This window comes from Streptomyces sp. 4F14, assembly GCF_048159485.1.
Taxonomy (GTDB): Bacteria; Actinomycetota; Actinomycetes; order Streptomycetales; family Streptomycetaceae; genus Streptomyces.
This window is the reverse complement of record NZ_JBLRVY010000034.1, coordinates 64,793-82,987: the sequence shown is the minus strand read 5'-3', so window position 1 is coordinate 82,987 and position 18,195 is coordinate 64,793. Positions and strand designations below refer to the sequence as shown.

The window sequence follows — 18,195 nt, the reverse complement described above, 5'->3', positions numbered from 1 at the left end:
CGCGATCTGAGACCATGGAGGCGTGAATGAGATCCGGCGCGGCACACTCCAGCAGCAGACCTTCTACGAGCAGGTCGGCGGTGAGGAGACCTTCCGCCGCCTCGTCCACCGTTTCTACGAGGGGGTGGCCGAGGACCCGATCCTGAAGCCGATGTACCCGGAGGAGGACCTCGGCCCGGCGGAGGAGCGCCTGACGCTGTTCCTGATCCAGTACTGGGGCGGCCCGACGACGTACAGCGACAACCGCGGCCACCCCCGCCTGCGCATGCGCCACGCCCCGTTCACGGTGGACCGAGCGGCCCACGACGCCTGGCTCAAGCACATGCGGGACGCGGTCGACTCCCTGAACCTCTCGGAGGACCACGAGGCGACGCTGTGGAAGTACCTGACGTACGCGGCGGCGTCGATGGTCAACGCCCCCGACTAGTACGACACTTCAGCGCACGCTGAGCCCGAAGTCGCCAAGTCCCGCGCGCCGTACGGCGATCGAGCCGTGCTCGGTGCGCAGCCGCAGCCACGCCCCGGAGGAGAAGAGGCTCACGTCCGGGGTGGCGGGCCGCAGGAAGCCGAGGGCCTGTGCGGCGTGAACGGCCCGCACGGGCAGGCCCGTTGAGCCGACGGTCCGCGACCACAGCTCACGCCCGATCCGGTCCAGTTCGGCCCGCGTACGCCGCTCCGTCGCCAACTCCTCGCTACGGCGCCGGAATTCGGTGACGACCCCGGCGACGAGGGCGCGCAGTTCGGCAACTCCCGGCAACCCGCCCTCGGTTCGCCAGCCGCCCCTGGGGGGCAGAACTCCGGCCCAGGGCGGGCCGGTCACCGCGCCCGGCACGCCGAGCGTGAAGGCGTCCTCGTCGACCGCCTCCAGCAACTCCCCCGCGGAGACGGTGACATCGAGGCTCGCGTCGATCCCGTGCTCGTACGGTTTCGCGAGCCGTACGGCCCGTACCGCGAGGACCTCGAAGGACGGCGGGCGGCCGAAGACGGCGAGCGCGGTGCCGGCCGCCTGGAGCCGGACGGCCGCGCCGCGGTCGTAGTGCAGCAGCCGGGAGAGGAAGGCGGCGAGGTCGGCCGCCTCCCCCTCGTCGGCGAGATGGAGCACCGTCATGCGGCGACGGCCCCCTGCGGGTCGTCGCGGTACTCCTCCAGGAACTCCCGTTCGTCCGCGGTGAGTCGGCGCGGCCGCTCCGCCTCGAAGTCGAACGGGACGATGACGGTGGCCGCGTGGACGTACACGACGCCGTCGTCCTTCACCTCGTAGCGGACGGTGAAGGACGCGGCCCGTATCTCCGTGACCCACAGCTCGATGGTGACCGGCGCGTGCCGGTGGACCAACTGCCGTTTGTAGTCGATCTCGTGGCGCGACACCACCGACCCCTGCTGGAAGTCCTTGTCCGGACGGAACAGGAAGTCGATGCGCGCTTCCTCCAGGTAGCGGAGGAAGACCACGTTGTTGACGTGGCCGTAGGCGTCCATGTCCGCCCAGCGCAGGGGGCAGTGGTAGATGTGCCGCAAGGTCAGCCCCGGGTCAGCTTCTTGTAGGTGGCGCGGTGCGGACGGGCGGCGTCGGCGCCGAGCCGCTCGACCTTGTTCTTCTCGTAGGACTCGAAGTTGCCCTCGAACCAGAACCACTTGGACTCACCCTCGTACGCGAGGATGTGCGTGGCGACCCGGTCGAGGAACCAGCGGTCGTGGGAGACGACCACGGCCGCGCCCGGGAACTCCAGGAGGGCGTTCTCCAGCGAGGAGAGCGTCTCGACGTCGAGGTCGTTGGTCGGCTCGTCGAGGAGCAGCAGGTTGCCGCCCTGCTTGAGGGTGAGCGCGAGGTTGAGGCGGTTGCGCTCACCGCCGGACAGGACGCCGGCGGCCTTCTGCTGGTCGGGGCCCTTGAAGCCGAAGGCGCTGACGTACGCGCGGGACGGCATCTCGACCTGGCCGACGTTGATGTAGTCCAGCTCGTCGGAGACGACGGCCCACAGCGACTTCTTGGGGTCGATGTTCTCGCGGCTCTGGTCGACGTAGGAGATCTTGACCGTCTCGCCGACCTTGATCGAACCGGAGTCCGGGGTCTCCAGGCCCTGGATCATCTTGAACAGGGTCGTCTTGCCGGCGCCGTTCGGGCCGATGACGCCGACGATGCCGTTGCGCGGGAGCGTGAAGCTGAGGTCGTCGATGAGGACCTTCTCGCCGAACGCCTTGGTCAGGTTGTTGACCTCGACGACGATGGAGCCCAGGCGCGGGCCCGGCGGGATCTGGATCTCCTCGAAGTCCAGCTTGCGCATCTTGTCGGCCTCGGCGGCCATCTCCTCGTACCGGGCCAGACGCGCCTTGGACTTGGCCTGCCGTCCCTTGGCGTTGGACCGCACCCACTCCAGCTCTTCCTTGAGCCGCTTCTGGCGCTTGGCGTCCTTCTGGCCCTCGACCTTGAGACGGGTGGTCTTGGTCTCCAGGTACTTGGAGTAGTTGCCCTCGTAGCCGTGCAGGCGGCCGCGGTCGACCTCGCAGATCCAGCCCGCGACGTTGTCGAGGAAGTACCGGTCGTGGGTGACGGCGACGATCGTGCCGTCGTACTTGGCGAGGTGCTGCTCCAGCCAGTTCACCGACTCGGCGTCGAGGTGGTTGGTGGGCTCGTCGAGGAGCAGCAGGTCGGGGGCTTCGAGCAGCAGCTTGCACAGGGCGACGCGGCGCTTCTCGCCACCGGACAGGTTCGTGACCTGCCAGTCGCCGGGCGGGCAGCCCAGCGCGTCCATCGCCTGCTCCAGCTGGGCGTCGAGGTCCCAGGCGTTCGCGTGGTCCAGCTCCTCCTGGAGCTTGCCCATCTCGTCGAGCAGGGCGTCGCTGTAGTCCGTCGCCATCAGTTCGGCGATCTCGTTGAACCGGTCGAGCTTGCCCTTGACCTCGGCGACACCCTCCTGGACGTTCTCCAGGACCGTCTTGCCCTCGCTCAGCGGCGGCTCCTGCAGCAGGATCCCGACGGTGTACCCCGGCGACAGGAACGCGTCTCCGTTCGACGGCTGGTCGAGACCCGCCATGATCTTCAGGATGGTCGACTTCCCCGCCCCGTTCGGTCCGACCACACCGATCTTCGCGCCGGGGAGGAAGTTCAGCGACACGTCGTCAAGGATGACCTTGTCGCCGATCGCCTTGCGCGTCTTGCGCATGGTGTAGATGTACTCAGCCAAGAGAAACCGTCCGGCAACTTGAGATCTGGCAGTGGGCAGATACACCCCATCTTGCCGTACGTCCATCCCTACGAGGAAACCTGTTAGCGGGGGGCCTGGTGACCTGGGGCTTCCCATCCGACCATGGGTGACGAACCCGTCACCGTACGTCTACTCCCCTTGGTTCTTGCGTGCCGTCAGGACCAGTGCCGTCCCCCCGATGAGGACCAGGCCGATGGCGGTGCCGGCGATGAGGGGGGTCGCGCTGTCGGTGCCCGTCTCGGCGAGGTTCGTCGGGGTGGTGGGCAGGACCGTCGCGGGGGTCGGGTCGCTGAAGGTCTGGGTCGTGAGGTTGGACGTCGTGCGGGACTGGGTCGCGCAGTCGAGGATGCCGGTGAAGCGGGGGGCGGTGCCCTGGGGTGTCGTCAGGGTGAAGTCGTAGAGCTGGTCCTCCTGGAGGGGGACCGTGAAGGTACGGGTCTCGCCCGCGCCGACCGTGTACTCCGCGGTGAGGAGCGTGAACGTGTACGGCTGGTCGCCCTTGTTCGCCGCGGTGATGTCGAGGCCGCTCTTGAGGCAGTCCCGCGCGGCGGACAGCGCGGGGACGGCCCCGGCCTTCGCCCAGCTCGCGACGGCGCTCGCGGACACCGTCGACTCGCTGGACCCGGCGAGGATCTGCGTCTGGCTGCGCCCCTCGGAGACGAACGCCCGCCCGACGGGCACGGTCGTCGACGCCTGGAGCGTCACCTGCGCCGACCCGTCGGCGGCGCCGGCCGGCACCTGGAAGTACAGCCGGCTCCCGTCCCGCGCCGAGGTCACCGCCTCCCCGTCCGCGTCCACGACCCGCACCCCGCTGATCGCGGCGTCCGGCGGCGGCGCCACGGACACCGTCCCGGCGTCGGTGCGCACGGTCACCGGCCCGAGCAGGTCACCGGGCTTCCCGGAGACCGCGGGGGTGTCGACGGTCAGCGACGCCGGGGGCTCGGCCGCGCCGCGGGCGGCCTTCTCCAGGTAGTCGGCGAGCTGCCGCGCCTGCGGGTCGACGGCGTCGACGTCCGCCCCGTCCGAGTACCGCCAGATCGCCACCTGCGTGCCCGCCGCCGCGTCCTGCTCGGTGAGCCCGCTCCTGATGCCGGCCTTCTTGGCGAGCGAGGCGAGGTCGTTGACCTGCGGGTAGGAGTTCTGGAGGATCCAGCCGATCCGCCCGGCCTGCTTGTTGCCGGCCAGCGAGCTCCCGCTCCACGCGCTCTCGTGGTACTTCGCGTCCTTCTGGGTGGGGTTGTAGACGTCGACGCAGTACGTCTGGAGCGTGCCCCCGCCGTCGACGGACATCTCGAACAGCCCCGCCGGGATCTCCTGGTCGCCGCTCTCCTCGTGGAGCACCGCGGCGCCGTAGACCTTCAGTCCGCCTATGGTCGCGGTCGCCCCGCCCTGTGCCTGCGCGCCCGCGCCCGTGGCGGCGGTGGCCTGGCCGGCGCCGGCCAGGATCCCGGCGGCGGCCAGGCCGGACGCCAGGGTCAGGGCGGTGAGGCGGACCGCCGCCCGCCCTCGGGCGAACGGCACGGTGATCGAAGAAAGCACGCAATTCCCCTTCGAGCGGGACCCGTTGACGTGGGGGACGGGGTCCCACCAGCAGAATCGGAAGCCACGAGGGCCATGTCGCGCATCCTAGAGAGAGGGACGCGGCCCCTTTCCCCGTCGGATCATCGGGCAACCGATCCGAATCGGAATCGTTATCCCAAGATCGCTCCGGCGGTCCGGGGATCGAGGCTTGTCGACAAATCAACCGCCTTTCCGGGGCAGTTGACCCGGTCCCGCACGGAACCCGGTCCGCCGACAAGCCCCGACCCGGCTTCTTCAGGCGCCTCTTGACCTCACGTCACGCTCACCGGCTCCCGCTCCTCCCGCGTCTCCCACTCCGGCTCCGGCCGCCCGCCCGCCGGCTCCGCCTTGGCCGCGCGGACGAACGCCGAGGTGCCCCGCGCCAGGTCGTGTCCGATCGCCGACGCGTCGATGTCGGCGGACGTCCAGCTCTGCCCGTCGCGGACGTCCGACCGCACTTTGAGCCGCCCCTGCACGACCACCGGGTCCCCGACCGACAGCGACGCCGCCACGTTCACGGCCAGTTGCCGGTTCGCCCACACCGTGAAGAAGTTGGTGTGCCCGTCCACCCACTCGTTCTTCTCCCGGTCCCAGTACCGCACGGTCGCCGCCAGCCGGAACCGCGCCGAGGCACCGGCCGCCAGCTCCCGGTAGACGGGCTGCGTCGCGACGTTCCCCACCGCGCACATCGTGACCTCGTTCATCGCTCACCCCTTGTCCGTCGCGCGGCGACCACGCCGTTCGTGATCGCCGCAACCCCAGACTGGACCGGCCGCGAAATCCTCGCCGAGCCCTGTGGACACCCCTCGACCTGTGGACAACTCCGTCACCCGATCGAGTGACCCCACGTCACGCGGCCTGTGGATCACCTGCGCGGATCACTCTCCGTGCACAACGAGAAGGCGGCGGCGCCGTCCGGCACCGCCGCCCGCTCCGCCCTACCGGCCCCCCACCCCCACGACCCTCCCGTACTGCTCCCGCACCTCCCGGTACCGCAGCAGCTCCGCCGCCACCGGATCGAGCACCCGGGCCCGCCCGCACCCGGCCGCCGCCTCCCGCAACCGCCGCTCGGCATCCTGCCCGTACCTCCGAGCCGGCCCCCGCGCCGCCATCCGGCAGCTCCACTCCACGAGCGGCCCCCCTACGATCCCGGCGACCATCAGCAGCACCGGAACCCCGAGGTTGGGCGCCATGACCCCGGCGATCTGCGCGACCAGCCACAGCCCCCCGACGATCTGGAGGAGCGTCATGCACGCCTGCGCGAACACGGCGACGGGCCACCAGCCGGGCCGGGGCGGACGCCCGGGCGGCAGCCCCGCGCGCGCGGCGAGGTCGTCGAGGGCCTCGGGCAGCCCCTGCGAACCCCGTACGGCGGCCTCGCGCACGGCGAGCGCCCAGGGCGCCGGCAGCCCCGCGGACGCGCGGTCGGCGACCGTACGGACCGCCTGTTCCACGCGCTGGCGCGCGGTCGCCTCCTCGTCCATCTGCGCGCGCACGGGAAGCCGCCCGGTCGGGGGGTCGCGCCGGTCCTGGTACCAGCGCCACATCCGCAGCCACGGCGTCCCGCACGCGCGGTTGGCGTTGCGCAGCCACGCGCGCTCGGCGGCGTCCCCGGCGGCTCGCGCGCCGACGGCGTCCGCGAGGCGGGCGGCGAACTCGTCGCGGGCCTCCTCGGTGAGCCCCGCGCGGCGCGCGGGCGCGTAGACGGGCCGCAGCCGCGCGGCTGCGGCGTCGACGTCGGCGGCGACCCTGCGCGCGGGCGCCTCGCGTTCGGCGACGAACTGGCCGAGCAGCTCGCGCAGTTCCGGTACGCCGTCCCCGGTGAGCGCGGACAGGCCGAGGACGCGCGCGCCGGGTTCGCCATACTCGCCGAGCGCGATGCCGTCCTCGTCGAGGAGGCGGCGCAGGTCGTCGAGGACGAGTTCGGCGGCCTCGCCGGGGAGCCGGTCGACCTGGTTGAGGACGACGAACATGACCTCGGCGTGGCCCGCCATGGGGCGCAGGTAGCGCTCGTGGATGACGGCGTCGGCGTACTTCTCGGGGTCGACGACCCAGATGACGGCGTCCACCAGGGCCAGGACCCGGTCGACCTGCTCCCGGTGCGGGAGGGCAGCGGAGTCGTGGTCGGGGAGGTCGACGAGGACGAGGCCACGCAGCTGCGCCTCGGCCTCGGGGCTCTGGACGGGGCGTCTGCGCAGGCGTCCGGGGATGCCCAGGCGGTCGATGAGGGCCGCCGCGCCGTCGCTCCAGCTGCACGCGATGGGAGCGGCCGTGGTGGGCCGCCGTACGCCCGTCTCGGAGATCGTGACGCCGGCCAGGGCGTTGAAGAGCTGGGACTTGCCGCTGCCGGTGGCGCCCGCGATGGCGACGACGGTGTGGCCGCCGGAGAGCCTGCGGCGGGCCGCCGCCTCGTCGAGGACGCGGCCGGCCTCGGCGAGGGTCTTGCCGTCGAGGCGCGCGCGGGAGAGGCCGACGAGTTCCCTGAGGGCGTCGAGGCGGGACCTGAGGGGGCCGTCGTAGGCGAGGGGGGCGGTGGTGTGGGTCGTGGTGACGCGGGGTTCCGGCGCGGGGGGTTCGGTGTCGTCGGTGGTGACGCGGCGGGCGATGAGGCCGTCGTCCCAGGCGATGGCGCCGGGATCGACGGGGGGTGCGCCCTTGGGGAGATCGTCGTCCTCAGGGAGGCCGTTTTCGTCATCGGCCTCCTTAGGGGCGTCGTTTCCGGCAACTTCGTTCACGGGATCCCCGTTGCCGAGGGGCTCCGACGCCCCGTCCGTAGGCCCCTGTTCGTGTTCCTGATGGTCCGTGACGGCGGTCATCCGTCACCTCTCCTTCTGCAGTACGGACAGCGCGGCGATCAGTTCGGCCTGCGGTTCGGCGTGGACGTCGAGCCCGTCGAGAGGGGCGAGCCGGCGCTCGCGTTCGGTGGTGACGACCCGGTCGAGGTGGGTGGTGAGGAGGCGGCCGCCCCGGTCGCGCAGGCGCAGCGCGCCATGGGCGCCGAGGCGTTCGGCGAGGCCCTCTCCGGCGGAGCGCGCGCGCCGGCCGCCGAGGAGGGCGGTGGCGACGAGCGCGGCGACGGCCTCGGGGTCGGGCGCGGAGCCCCGGTCGAGGTCGCGGACCTCGTCCTCGGCGTACTCCTCCAGTTCGCGCCGCCAGCGCCGTACGGCGAGGCCGATGCGGTGTTCGGCGCTCTCCAGGTCGGGGTCGCGGTCGTCGAGGTGGCCGGCGGCGGGTTCGCGGCGCCAGGCGTCGGCGACGCGTTCGTCGGCGGCGGTGACGGCGCACAGCAGGAGGGCTGCCAGGGACTCCACCAGGGCGTCCAGGAGCTCCGAGGGGGCGCAGTCGAGGGGGAAGGCCCGCCAGCGCTTGAGAGCGTCTCCTGCGAGCACGGAGCCGCTCTGGAGGCGCCCGCGTACGCGCGCGTACTCGCTGTCGTACGCGCTGTCGACGGCGGCGGTCAGGCGCAGCGCGGCGGCGTACTGGGCGGCGGCGGCGCCCGCGAGTTCCGGCATGCGGGACTTGAGGGAGTCGAGGACGCCGTGGGCGGTGCGGGCCATCGCGCGGTGGCGGGCGCCGGGGTCCTGGGCGTGGTGGACGAGCCAGGTGCGCAGCGGGGCCACGGCGGTGGCGGGCAGGAGGCCGCCGCCCCAGGCGGACTCGGGGAGTTCGGGGACGGTGAAGCGGGGGACCTCGCCGAGGCCGGCCTTGGCGAGGAGGGCGCCGTACTGGCGGGAGACCTCGGAGACGACCTGGTGGGGGACGCGGTCGAGGACGGTCACCAAGGTCGCGTCGTACTCCTTCGCCGTGCGCAGGAGGTGCCAGGGGACGGCGTCGGCGTAGCGGGCGGCGGTGGTGACCATGATCCAGACGTCGGCGGCGCAGATCAGCTGGGCGGCGAGGGTGCGGTTTTCGGCCACCAGGGAGTCGATGTCGGGGGCGTCGAGGAGGGCGAGGCCGGCCGGGAGGGTGTCGGCGGTCTCGACGCGCAGGACCCGGCGGCCGTCCTCGCCGGGCAGGAGGAGGTCGTCGGAGGGTTCCTGATGCGGTACCCACGCGCGCGTGAGGCCGGGCAGTACGCGCATGCCGCTGAACCAGTGATGGTCCTCGGGGTGGCAGACGAGTACGGGGGTACGGGTGGTCGGCCGCAGCACCCCCGCCTCGCTGACGCGGTGCCCCACCAGGGAGTTGACGAGGGTGGACTTGCCGGCGCCGGTGGAGCCGCCGACGACCGCCAGCAGCGGCGCTTCGGGGGCTCTGAGCCGGGGCACCAGGTAGTCGTCGAGCTGCGCGAGGAGTTCGTCGCGGTTGGCACGCGCGCGTGGCGCCCCCGCCAGGGGCAGCGGGAAGCGTGCGGCGGCGACACGGTCGCGCAGGGCGGAGAGTGCGTCGAGCAGCTGAGGCCGTACGTCCAAGGTCACCACATGCGAAGAATGCCCAATTTCAGATGATTTCTGAAGCACATAGGGATGTCTGCGCGCCGACTGGACACAGGGGACGGAAGGGATGACCGGGACAAGAGCACACCCCAGGCATAACGAGTGCACAACACCCGGCGCCCAGGACCCCCAAAAACGATGCACGATTCGCACCTGCCTGCGATTATCAGGACCGCTTCACCGAACCTCCACATCGAGCCACGGAGGGGAAGCAACCAGGACAAGGAGCCGGGAGCCCTATCCTTGTCCCCGGCACGTCCCGACGGCCCCACCCGGGCCCGGCACACCGCCGACCACCCGGCCCCCGTAGCTCAGTGGATAGAGCAGGCGCCTTCTAAGCGCTTGGCCGCAGGTTCGAGTCCTGCCGGGGGCGCCCCAAACCCGTCACACCCCGTCGAGGGCAACGCTCGTCGCGGCCCGCCCGAACGCGACCCGCACACTCCCCCGCCCCACCCGGATCACCAGCCCCCGCACCAGCTCCGCCCCGCTGCGACCGCCCGTCAGCCACAGGTTGACGGCGGCGCCCAGGAGGAGGGGGTCCAGGGTCGGGCGGAGCCCGCCCCAGGGGCGTTCCGTGTGGGCCTCGAAGAGGGTGTCGCGCAGGTGGACGACGGCGGTGAAGTCGTCGATGCGGGCGGCGAGGACGGTCGCGCCGAGACGCCGGGGAGCCTCACGCAGGCACCAGTCCGCCGGGGAGGGATCGGCGACGGGGGCGGTGCGGGCGATGACGTCGGCGCTCTGGGACCACGTGTGATGGGCGCACTCGGCGGCGACCGCGTAGAAGCCTTCCCCGTGGAAGCCGTCACCTTCCCCGTAGGGGCCGCCCTCGCCCCCGTACCGGACCCGCCCCGGCACCATCGGCCGCCGCCGCACCTCGACCGACCCGTCGGACAGGACAGCGCCCTCGACGACGTACGCCATCGGCGGCACCCCCCGCTCCGGCGAGGGCTCGGGGACAGGGGACGGGCCGGGCGGCTGCCGGGGCAGGCTCACCCCCCGGCCCTCCAGGAACGCGTACAGCCGCCGCCGCGTCCGCTCCCCCGACTTGTCGACGTCCGCGAGCTGGCTGTCGACCACGGGGCGCAGTACGCCGGGGTCGTACTCCCGTTCGGCGCGCAGGAGTTGGCCGTACAGGTCGCCGGAGGGGTCGAGGCGGGGCGCGGCGCCGGCGAAGGCCGCGGCCGGGGAGGCCGGGTCGAGTTCCGCGAGGCCGGTGGTGGCGAGGAGGGTGGGGCGGTCGTGGGCGGCGGAGTAGAACGTCGTGCTGCCGTGGTCGCCGATCACCGCGTCGCAGGCGACGATCGCGGCCCGCCAGCCCTCGTGGGGCGGGACGACCATCAGGCCCGCGTCCATGGGCGCGCGCAGGCGTTCGAGGAGGGCGGCGGGGGTGTGCCGCGCCCAGACGTTGGGGTGGAAGACGGCGGCGACGGCGTACTCGTCGGCGGGCAGGGCGGTGACGAGGTCGAGGGGGAGGCGGGGGTGGCGGCCGAGGAGGGAGTGCTCGCTCCACGTGGAGTGCAGGACGACGAGCCGGCGCCCGTCGGTGACGCCGAACCGCGCGCGGTAGTGGTCGCGCCGCGCCTCGCTGTCCCGGATGCGCTGGGCGCACCAGTCGCCGAGCACCTCGGCGCGCGGCACCGCCTCGGGGCAGGTGTCCGTCAGCCGGACGAGCTGGTCGGGATGCGAGACGCCGATCGCGGCGGGGACCACCTTGCCCCGGTGCGTCAGCTCCCGCCGGGACAGCCCGGCCGGCGAGGTGGCGTCCCCCGTCGACTCGCTGACCAGCCGGTTGTACCCGGCACCGTGCGGCATCACGAGCAGCGGCGCGTCCAGCCGCCGCATGGTGGGGTGGACGGCGCAGGCGACGGCGAGCTGGAAGGGGCGGCGCGTGGCCTCGGCCCACGTCAGGACACGCGACCCCGCCACGGAGACCAGGTACTCGTGCAGCCCGTCCGCGAAGGCCGAACCGGGGTTGACCGTGTAGTACTTCTCGATGCCGTCCTCGACCCGCAGCAGCTCCATCACGTCGAGCACCCGGGTCGCGGAGGTGAGCGTGCGGGCCACGCCGAGCACCTCCGCCCGGGGCGGCGGGACGGTGTCCCAGCGGGACCGGGCGCGCGGCGCGCGCAGACGGCGGAACAAGGGCAACGGTCTTCTCCAGAACGGGGGTTGTGGCGGGCGGGCTGAACTCCTACGGCCTCACTCCCACGTTCCTGCGCAGTTCCGCGAGCTTCGCCTCGCAGGCCGCCCGCAGCGTCGTGTCGCTCACGCCCGCGGTCAACTCCGAGAGGACGACGAGGGCTTGGTCGAACTTGGCGTGCTGCCGGCTCCCGGACGCCTGCTCGGCGGCGCGCACCGCCGCCTCGGCCGCGGGGCCGGAGTGCCCGAGGGCGTGCAGCGCGCGGGCCCTGACGATGTCGAGGCGCAGCAGCATCCCCGTGTTGCCGCTGCCCTCGGCCGTGGCATACGCCTCGTCGAGCACGGCGAGCGCCTCCTCGGCCCGCCCGGCGGCGAGCAGCGCCTGTCCGACGTTGTACGACTGGACGACGATGCCGTGGGTGTCGTTCCTGGCCGCGTTGGCCTCAAGCGCCTTGAGGAACAAGGCGTGCGCGTCCTCGTACGCCCCCTCCGCGAGGGACACCAGCCCCCGCGTCTCCCACAGCGCCCCGCCCAACCGGGCGTCAGTGACCTGCCGGAGCAACTCCCCCGCCCCGTCCAGGACTTGGTGGGCCTCCTCGTACGCCCCCAACTCGTAGTGCGCCCGCGCCAGTTGGTTCCGCATCCGGATCTCCGCGTCGGGACGCCCGCAGCGCCGGGCCGCGCCGATACCGAGGGTGTGCGCCTCGATGGAGTCCAGGTGGTGCTTGCGGCTGTGGTAGAGCACCCACAGGGATTCGCAGAGCTGCCAGACGGTCTCGTCCCAGTGCCGCTCGGCGGCGAGCCTCAACAGGGACAGGAGGTTGCCGCGTTCGGCGTCGAGCCATTCGATCGCCTCGGCCTTGTCGGTGAACGGCGTTTCCCTGCCGCCGAGTTCGGCGAGGGAGCGCCCCGGCGGCGACTGGATCCGCCACCGGCCCGCCCCGAGCACCAGGACGTCCGCGTGCGCGACGGCGTCGAGGTAGTAGGCGGCGACGTCCCGCAGGACGGCCGTACGCTGCGCCTCCGGAAGTTCGCGGGCGATCCTGCGGGCGTGCGGCCTCACGACGTCGTGCAGCCGGAAGCGCACGGGCCGGTCGAGGGAGGCGACGACCTCCAGGGAGCGGGCGGAGATGAGCCGGGCCACGGCCCGGCCCGCCTCGGGGACGCCGGCCGCTGTCGCGAGGGAGCCGGTGGCCGTCGTGCCGGGGAGCAGGCCGAGCAGCCGGTACAGCAGGCGGGCGGGCTCGGGGAGGGAGCCGTACATCATGTCGAGCACCGTGGTCACCGCCTCGATCCCGTCCTCGCCCACACAGAGTTCGGCCACGGCGTCGCTCAGGCCGAGGTGGGAGTGTTCGTCCAGCCAGTCGCCGACGACGCCGAGGGCCAGCGGGAGGCCGCCGCAGAAGCGGACCAGTTCGGCCGCCGCGCCGTCCGGGCCGGGGGCACGCCAGCGGTGGACGAGTTCGACGCCGGCGGACTCGTCGAGCGGGTCGAGGTCGATGAGGACCGCGCCGTCCCTGGCCAGGCCGGGCAGGCGGGTGCGGCTGGTGGCCACGAGCAGTCCGGCGGCCGGGACGAGCGGGCGGATCTCGGGCGCCTGCCAGACGTTGTCGACCACGACGAGGGTGTCCCGCTGGGCGGTGAGGCTGCGGTAGAGCGCGGCACGCTCGTCCGGCTCGGCCGGGACGTAGTCGGGGTGCACGCCCAGGGCGCGCAGGAAGCGGGCGAGGACGTCGCCGACGTCGACCGCGCCGTCCTGCCGCCGGTCCGCCAGGTTCACGTAGAGGTGGCCGCCGGGATAGTCCTGCGCCTCGGCGGCCCACCGCGCCACCAGCGCGGTCTTGCCCACGCCGCCGAGTCCGGTCAGGACGACGACACCCGGGGTGCGTGCGGTGCGCAACGCGCGGGCGACCGAGTCGAGGCGGTCGAGTTCGGCCGTACGGTTGACGAACTGCGGTGTGCCTAACGGGATCTGACGTGGTGTCACCTGCGGGGGTCCCGGCGGTGGTGTCAACGACCCCACCCGCTCCGCCATGACGACCGTCCCGAAGAACGTCGCGTTCCCGGAGATGGAGTTGTACGTCGACCCGCTCTCGCCCACCCGGCCACCCTCCCGTTCGCCCACGAGGGCCCCCAACCTACTACCCTCGCCCTACCGTGAACGCAGGTACTTCACAGGGGGGTTCGGGTGGAACCGGAGCTGATGGCGCTCGCCGGGACGGGCGCGACGACGATCGTCGGCCTCATGGCCACGGAGGCGTGGGACCAGGCGCGGCAGCGGGTCTTACGCCTCTTCACGCGTGGCGGGGACGAGAGCGCGCTGGACGGTGAACTCACCGCGTCCCGCGCGGCGTTGGTCGCGGCGCCGGAGGAGGAGACCGACGACGTCACGGCGTCGGTCAGGCTGAGGCTGCGGCGGCTGATCGCGCAGAACCCCGAGGCGGCGGAGGAACTCCGGCTGCTCATCGAGGAGTTCACCCCCGCACACGACGGCGGGGGCGGCTCGACACACAACACGATCATCGGCGGGACCCACAACGGCCCGACCCTGATGGGACGCGATGTGACCTACAACGACCGCTGAACCGACCGCCAGGTCAGTTGACCGCGCGCAGCATCCGGGTGACGTTGATCCGCGTCGGCGCGAGACCCAGCTCGACGCTCTCCATCATCCGCTCGCCGTTGAGGCGCCCGTATGCGAGCAGGTCGACGTTGGCCAGGTTGAACTCCGGCCAGGTGTGGATGCTGAGGTGCGACGCCGAAAGGAGCAGAATCGCGGTGACCGCGCCGTTCGGGAATACGTGGGAAGCCTCGCCGAGCACCTTGGCGTTTCCCTTTTCGGCGGCCGTACGAAGCACCTGGAGAAGGCGTTCCTGGTCCGTCAGAATACTGTTGTCGCTCACCCAGACGTCGACGGCGTACGAGCACAGATCGTCGACGTCTATACCCTCGGTGGCAAGGCTTGCGGCGTTCGTCATGGGGAACCAGGGAGCGTGACCTCGGTCACTTCCCCGTCTCCTTTCCTCTGGTTTCCGCGCTGTTCCACGCGGCCGAACGGGAAGGTCGCGAGCGCCAGTCCCTGGCGCTCGTCGACACCAGCCTAGCATCAGCCGCCCCCTACGGCGCGGCCACGCAGTTCGTCAAGAACCGGCCCGAATGTGACCCGCTTCACTTTATGGAATTCCGGCCGGATAAAGGATCAAGAGAATCCCGGCCGACCGGCGATCAATTCACCGGAGAAATGCCAGCGCAATTGGCCCGCATAGGCCGAACTCCCGTCCCTTACACTGGATGCCGCCCAGTCCGAAACCCTCCCCCGCCCTGGAGCCCCCTGGTGAGTACGGCCGCCGATCGAGTGCTCAGCGAAGTCGCCGAAGCGGTCCGGCTCCAGGAAGGCCCGCCCGGCGTCCGCTCGGTCCTGCGCGCGCTGCGCCGCCTGGAACCGGCGTCGACGAAGGAGCTGAGCCGGGCGACGAGCCTCCCGGTCCCGATCGTCGCGGCCGTCGGCAACGAACTGCGCCGCCGCGACCTGGTCACCACCCAGCGCCCCTCCCGCCTGACCCCGGCCGGCCGCGCGCTCCTGGGCGAGCTGGGCATGGACCTGGCGATGAACGCCACGTGCACGACCTGCGACGGCCGCGAGCTGGTCATCCCGGACGTCCTCGACGAGGCCGTACGGCGGCTGCGCGCGCTGATGGCCGAGGGGCCCGCCGCCGACCTCGCGATCGACCAGTCGCACTGCACGCCGGAGACGAAGGTCCGCCGCGTCCTCGCCCTGCTCACCGCCGGCGTCCTGCCGGGCGGCTCGCTGCTGCTGGTCGGGGACGACGACCTGGTCTCCCTCGCGGTCGCCGTCGTCGGGGACGTCCTGGGGTCGCCGATCGTCGAGCGGGTGACCGTCGTCGACATCTCCCCCGAGATCCTCGGGTACATCCAGCAGGTCGCCGGGACGCTCGGCACCCGTGTCGAGACGGTCGAGCACGACCTGCGCGAACCGCTCCCCGAACAGCTCCGGGGCGGCTTCGACGCGGCGATGACCGACCCGCCGTACACCCCGGAAGGCGCCCGCCTCTTCCTCTCCCGCGCGGTCGAGGGCCTGCGCCCCGGCGCCGCGCACAGCATCTTCTTCTCCTTCGGCGGCAAGAGCCCCGACGAGATGCTCGCCGTCCAGCGCGAGATCCTGGACCTGGGCCTGGTCACCCACGGCCACATCCGCAACTTCAACGAGTACGAGGGCAGCGGCATCCTCGGCGGCGTCGGCTTCTTCCAGCACCTCCTGACGACGAGTACGACGGCCCCGACCCACACCGGCGCCTTCGCGGGCCCCCTCTACACCGGCGACAAACGCACCCGCGCCCGCCGCTACACCTGCGTGTCCTGCGACACGTCGGTCGAGGTCGGCCCCGGCGCGAAGTGGTCCTCCATCGGCGCCCTGCGCGCGGAGGGCTGCCCGAACTGCGGCAAGGGCCCTTTCCGGCCGGGCCAGTTGGTACCGGAGGCGACGCAGACGCCTACGACGATGCCGGCACCGCCCGCCGAACCGCGAGCCACCGAAGCGCCAACTGCCCCGGAAACACCGGCCGTCACGGCGAAGCCCGTCAACTCCCCCGCCCCCAAGCAGGGTTGGCACCCCCCCACCCCCGAGTCCCGCGCCGCCCTCGCCCACCGCGCCGCCCCCTACCTCACCCGCCAGGCCACCGAACCCGACCTCCCCGCGATCGGTGACTTCGAGGCCGAGATCGCCCGTGTCTCCTTCGGTGAGGACGCGATCGACGACCCGGCGGTCTGGTCGACCCGTCTCGGCAGGGCGATGGAGAAGAACCGCGAGGGCATGATCGTCGCGGCGGCCCCGGACGGCGCCCCCGTCGGCTGGTGCTGGATCAGCATCAACACGAACGCGATGACCGGCGACCGCTACGCCAACTTCCGCTCCCTGGCGGTCTCCCCGCTCGACAACCGGGCGGACGTCGCGGAACTCCTCCTCACCGCGGGCCTGGAGTTCTGCGTGGCCAGCGGCATCAAGGAGGTCACCGGCCGGGTCCACGTCGGCAACGTCCCGATGCGCACGGTCTACCGCCGGTTCGGCTTCGACCCGACGAGCCTGACGATGAAACTCAAGCTGCCCGCAGACGGCAAGGCGACCGAAGTGGCCGCCCGATGACCATGTACGGCCACGTCAAGTGCGTCGTCTGGGACCTCGACGGCACGCTGTGGGACGAGGTCGCCGTCGAGACCGCGACGGACGAACTCCCCACCCCCCGCCCGGAGATGCTCGCCGCGATCGACACGCTCACCGCGCACGGCATCCTGAGCAGCATCGCGTCCCGCAGCGCGCCGACGGTCCTGGACCGCCTCGCGCAGAAGCTCCCGGACGTGCACGCCCGCTTCCTGTCCCCCCAGGTCTCCTGGCAGGACAAGAGCGTCGCCCTGCGCACCGTCGCCGAGGAACTCGGCATCGCCACAAGCTCGTTGCTCCTGGTCGACGACTCCCCCTACGAACGCGCCGAGGTCGAGGCCCTGCTGCCCGGCGTGACCACCCTCGACCCCGGCCAAGTCCCGCTCCTGCTCGCGGAGTTCGAGGGCAAGGAGGTCACCCCGGAGTCCCGGTCCCGCGTCGACCGCTACCGCACGGAGGCGGTCCGCCGCGCGGAGGGCGACCGCTTCGAGGGCACCCGCGAGGAGTTCCTCGCCTGGTGCGACATGCGCCTGACGATCGCCCCGGCCTCGCCGCAGGACATCCCCCGCGCCCTCGAACTCGCCGCCCGCACCCACCGGTTGAACTCCTCGGGCCTCTCCCCGGACCGACTGCGCGAACTGGCCGTCGCCCCCCGGAGCACTCTCCACACCGCCCGCATGTCCGACCGCTTCGGCGACTACGGCATCATCGGCGCCGCCCTCGTCGACCGCTCGACGCCGGACTCCTGGTCGGTCCCCCTCCTCGCGCTGTCCTGCCGGGTCGCGGGCCGGGGTGCGGCGGCGGCGTTCCTGATCCGCCTGATGGAACAGGCGCGCGACACCGGCGTACACACCTTCTCCGTGACGCTGCGCCCGACGGACGCGAACCTGGAGATGCGGATGCTGCTGCGGCAGGCGGGCATGCGCCGTACGGGCGACAGCGAGCCGCCCGTGCTCACCCGCTCCCTCACCGACCCCCTCCCCCGGACGCCCTCGTACCTCCACGTCAGAGAGACTCCCGCAGCATGACCACCCCCCGCACCGACGTCGAGCGAGAGATCCGCGCGATGGTCGCCGAGGCCACCCGCCTCGACCTCGGCTATCTCACCGCCCTCCCCGCGGACACCGAACTCTTCGGCCCCCAAATCGCGTTGACCTCGCTCGCCGGGGTCGCCCTGCTCGCCGCGGTCAAGAAGCGGTACGGCGTGGACGTGGCCGATCTCGATATCGGCCTGGACAGCCTGGAGTCGGTCGCGACGCTGGCGGACTTCGTCACCCGGGTGATCCACCCGGACGCGCCGTGACCCGTTCGCGCCGCTGACGTTAACGGGGAGTGCGGTCGGCGAACCCTGCCGCCGTACGTACCGAGTCAGTGAGGAGAACGTGATGTCTCGCATCGCGAAGACCGCGGCGGTAGTGCTCAGCACGTCCGCCGTGGTCATCGGCGGCGCCGGTCTGGCCATGGCGGACGCGGGCGCGCAGGGCGCGGCTGTCGGCTCGCCCGGCGTGCTGTCCGGCAACGTGGTCCAGGTCCCCGTCAACGTCCCGGTGAACCTGTGCGGCAACACCGTGAACGTGATCGGTCTGCTGAACCCGGCCTTCGGCAACACCTGCGTGAACGACGGCCACGGCGGCCCGAAGCACGGTGGTGGCTACGGCGGCGGCTACGGCGGCTGACGCTC

Annotated in this window: 16 protein-coding genes and 1 tRNA gene; 7 read left to right on the top strand and 10 right to left on the bottom strand. The window is 72.2% G+C overall.

What is annotated here, in order from left to right; genetic code table 11:
- Positions 1-22 precede the first annotated feature (22 nt).
- The gene (locus ACLZOT_RS41225; protein ID WP_416974335.1) at positions 23-427 is read left to right on the top strand and encodes a globin; all 405 of its coding nucleotides are present in this window, start codon (positions 23-25) and stop codon (positions 425-427) included.
- A gap of 9 nt (positions 428-436) precedes the next feature.
- On the opposite strand, the gene ACLZOT_RS41220 is transcribed toward ACLZOT_RS41225, so the two are convergent.
- From ACLZOT_RS41220 to ACLZOT_RS41190, 7 genes are all read right to left on the bottom strand, one after another.
- Positions 437-1,108: a hypothetical protein gene (locus ACLZOT_RS41220; protein WP_416974334.1), complete on the bottom strand. Its 672-nt coding sequence runs from the start codon at positions 1,106-1,108 to the stop codon at positions 437-439.
- Positions 1,105-1,515, bottom strand: a complete 411-nt coding sequence (locus ACLZOT_RS41215; RefSeq protein ID WP_416974333.1) for an acyl-CoA thioesterase — start codon at positions 1,513-1,515, stop codon at positions 1,105-1,107. Before ACLZOT_RS41215 ends, ACLZOT_RS41220 begins: the two co-directional genes overlap by 4 nt.
- A gap of 2 nt (positions 1,516-1,517) precedes the next feature.
- On the bottom strand, positions 1,518-3,182 hold the full coding sequence (gene ettA, locus ACLZOT_RS41210; RefSeq protein ID WP_416974332.1) for an energy-dependent translational throttle protein EttA: 1,665 nt from the start codon (positions 3,180-3,182) through the stop codon (positions 1,518-1,520).
- Positions 3,183-3,332: 150 nt separating this feature from the next.
- Entirely contained in the window at positions 3,333-4,742 is a 1,410-nt protein-coding gene (locus ACLZOT_RS41205; RefSeq protein WP_416974331.1) for a Cys-Gln thioester bond-forming surface protein, read from the bottom strand.
- Between the two features lie 293 nt (positions 4,743-5,035).
- Positions 5,036-5,467, bottom strand: coding sequence for a single-stranded DNA-binding protein (locus ACLZOT_RS41200; RefSeq protein WP_416974330.1), 432 nt, complete (start codon positions 5,465-5,467; stop codon positions 5,036-5,038).
- A 234-nt stretch (positions 5,468-5,701) separates the two neighbouring features.
- On the bottom strand, positions 5,702-7,579 hold the full coding sequence (locus tag ACLZOT_RS41195; RefSeq protein ID WP_416974329.1) for a GTPase: 1,878 nt from the start codon (positions 7,577-7,579) through the stop codon (positions 5,702-5,704).
- Between the two features lie 3 nt (positions 7,580-7,582).
- Positions 7,583-9,184: a dynamin family protein gene (locus tag ACLZOT_RS41190; RefSeq protein WP_416974328.1), complete on the bottom strand. Its 1,602-nt coding sequence runs from the start codon at positions 9,182-9,184 to the stop codon at positions 7,583-7,585.
- 315 nt (positions 9,185-9,499) lie between these two features.
- Here ACLZOT_RS41190 and ACLZOT_RS41185 point away from each other — a divergent pair.
- Positions 9,500-9,572 (top strand) — tRNA-Arg (locus tag ACLZOT_RS41185).
- Positions 9,573-9,583: 11 nt separating this feature from the next.
- Here the strand turns inward: ACLZOT_RS41185 and ACLZOT_RS41180 are convergent.
- Both ACLZOT_RS41180 and ACLZOT_RS41175 read right to left on the bottom strand, forming a co-directional pair.
- Positions 9,584-11,221 carry a hypothetical protein gene (locus ACLZOT_RS41180; RefSeq protein ID WP_416974381.1) on the bottom strand — a complete coding sequence of 546 codons (1,638 nt, stop codon included), beginning with the start codon at positions 11,219-11,221 and terminating at the stop codon, positions 9,584-9,586.
- A gap of 169 nt (positions 11,222-11,390) precedes the next feature.
- Positions 11,391-13,463, bottom strand: coding sequence for an NB-ARC domain-containing protein (locus ACLZOT_RS41175; protein ID WP_416974327.1), 2,073 nt, complete (start codon positions 13,461-13,463; stop codon positions 11,391-11,393).
- Positions 13,464-13,526: 63 nt separating this feature from the next.
- Between ACLZOT_RS41175 and ACLZOT_RS41170 the strand changes: the two genes are divergently transcribed.
- Positions 13,527-13,922 (top strand): hypothetical protein, encoded by a 396-nt coding sequence (locus ACLZOT_RS41170; protein WP_416974326.1) that lies wholly within the window; start codon positions 13,527-13,529, stop codon positions 13,920-13,922.
- 13 nt (positions 13,923-13,935) lie between these two features.
- Here ACLZOT_RS41170 and ACLZOT_RS41165 read toward each other — a convergent pair whose 3' ends face one another.
- A complete protein-coding gene (locus tag ACLZOT_RS41165) occupies positions 13,936-14,316 on the bottom strand; it encodes an S-adenosylmethionine decarboxylase family protein (protein WP_416974325.1) in 381 nt (126 codons plus the stop codon).
- A 356-nt stretch (positions 14,317-14,672) separates the two neighbouring features.
- Between ACLZOT_RS41165 and ACLZOT_RS41160 the strand changes: the two genes are divergently transcribed.
- From ACLZOT_RS41160 to ACLZOT_RS41145, 4 genes are all read left to right on the top strand, one after another.
- Entirely contained in the window at positions 14,673-16,499 is a 1,827-nt protein-coding gene (locus ACLZOT_RS41160) for a GNAT family N-acetyltransferase (RefSeq protein ID WP_416974324.1), read from the top strand.
- Positions 16,496-17,542 carry an HAD-IIIC family phosphatase gene (locus ACLZOT_RS41155; protein WP_416974323.1) on the top strand — a complete coding sequence of 349 codons (1,047 nt, stop codon included), beginning with the start codon at positions 16,496-16,498 and terminating at the stop codon, positions 17,540-17,542. Before ACLZOT_RS41160 ends, ACLZOT_RS41155 begins: the two co-directional genes overlap by 4 nt.
- A complete protein-coding gene (locus tag ACLZOT_RS41150; RefSeq protein ID WP_416974322.1) occupies positions 17,539-17,817 on the top strand; it encodes an acyl carrier protein in 279 nt (92 codons plus the stop codon). Before ACLZOT_RS41155 ends, ACLZOT_RS41150 begins: the two co-directional genes overlap by 4 nt.
- 82 nt (positions 17,818-17,899) lie before the next feature.
- Positions 17,900-18,190 carry a chaplin gene (locus tag ACLZOT_RS41145; RefSeq protein WP_109362596.1) on the top strand — a complete coding sequence of 97 codons (291 nt, stop codon included), beginning with the start codon at positions 17,900-17,902 and terminating at the stop codon, positions 18,188-18,190.
- The last annotated feature ends 5 nt before the right edge of the window (positions 18,191-18,195 follow it).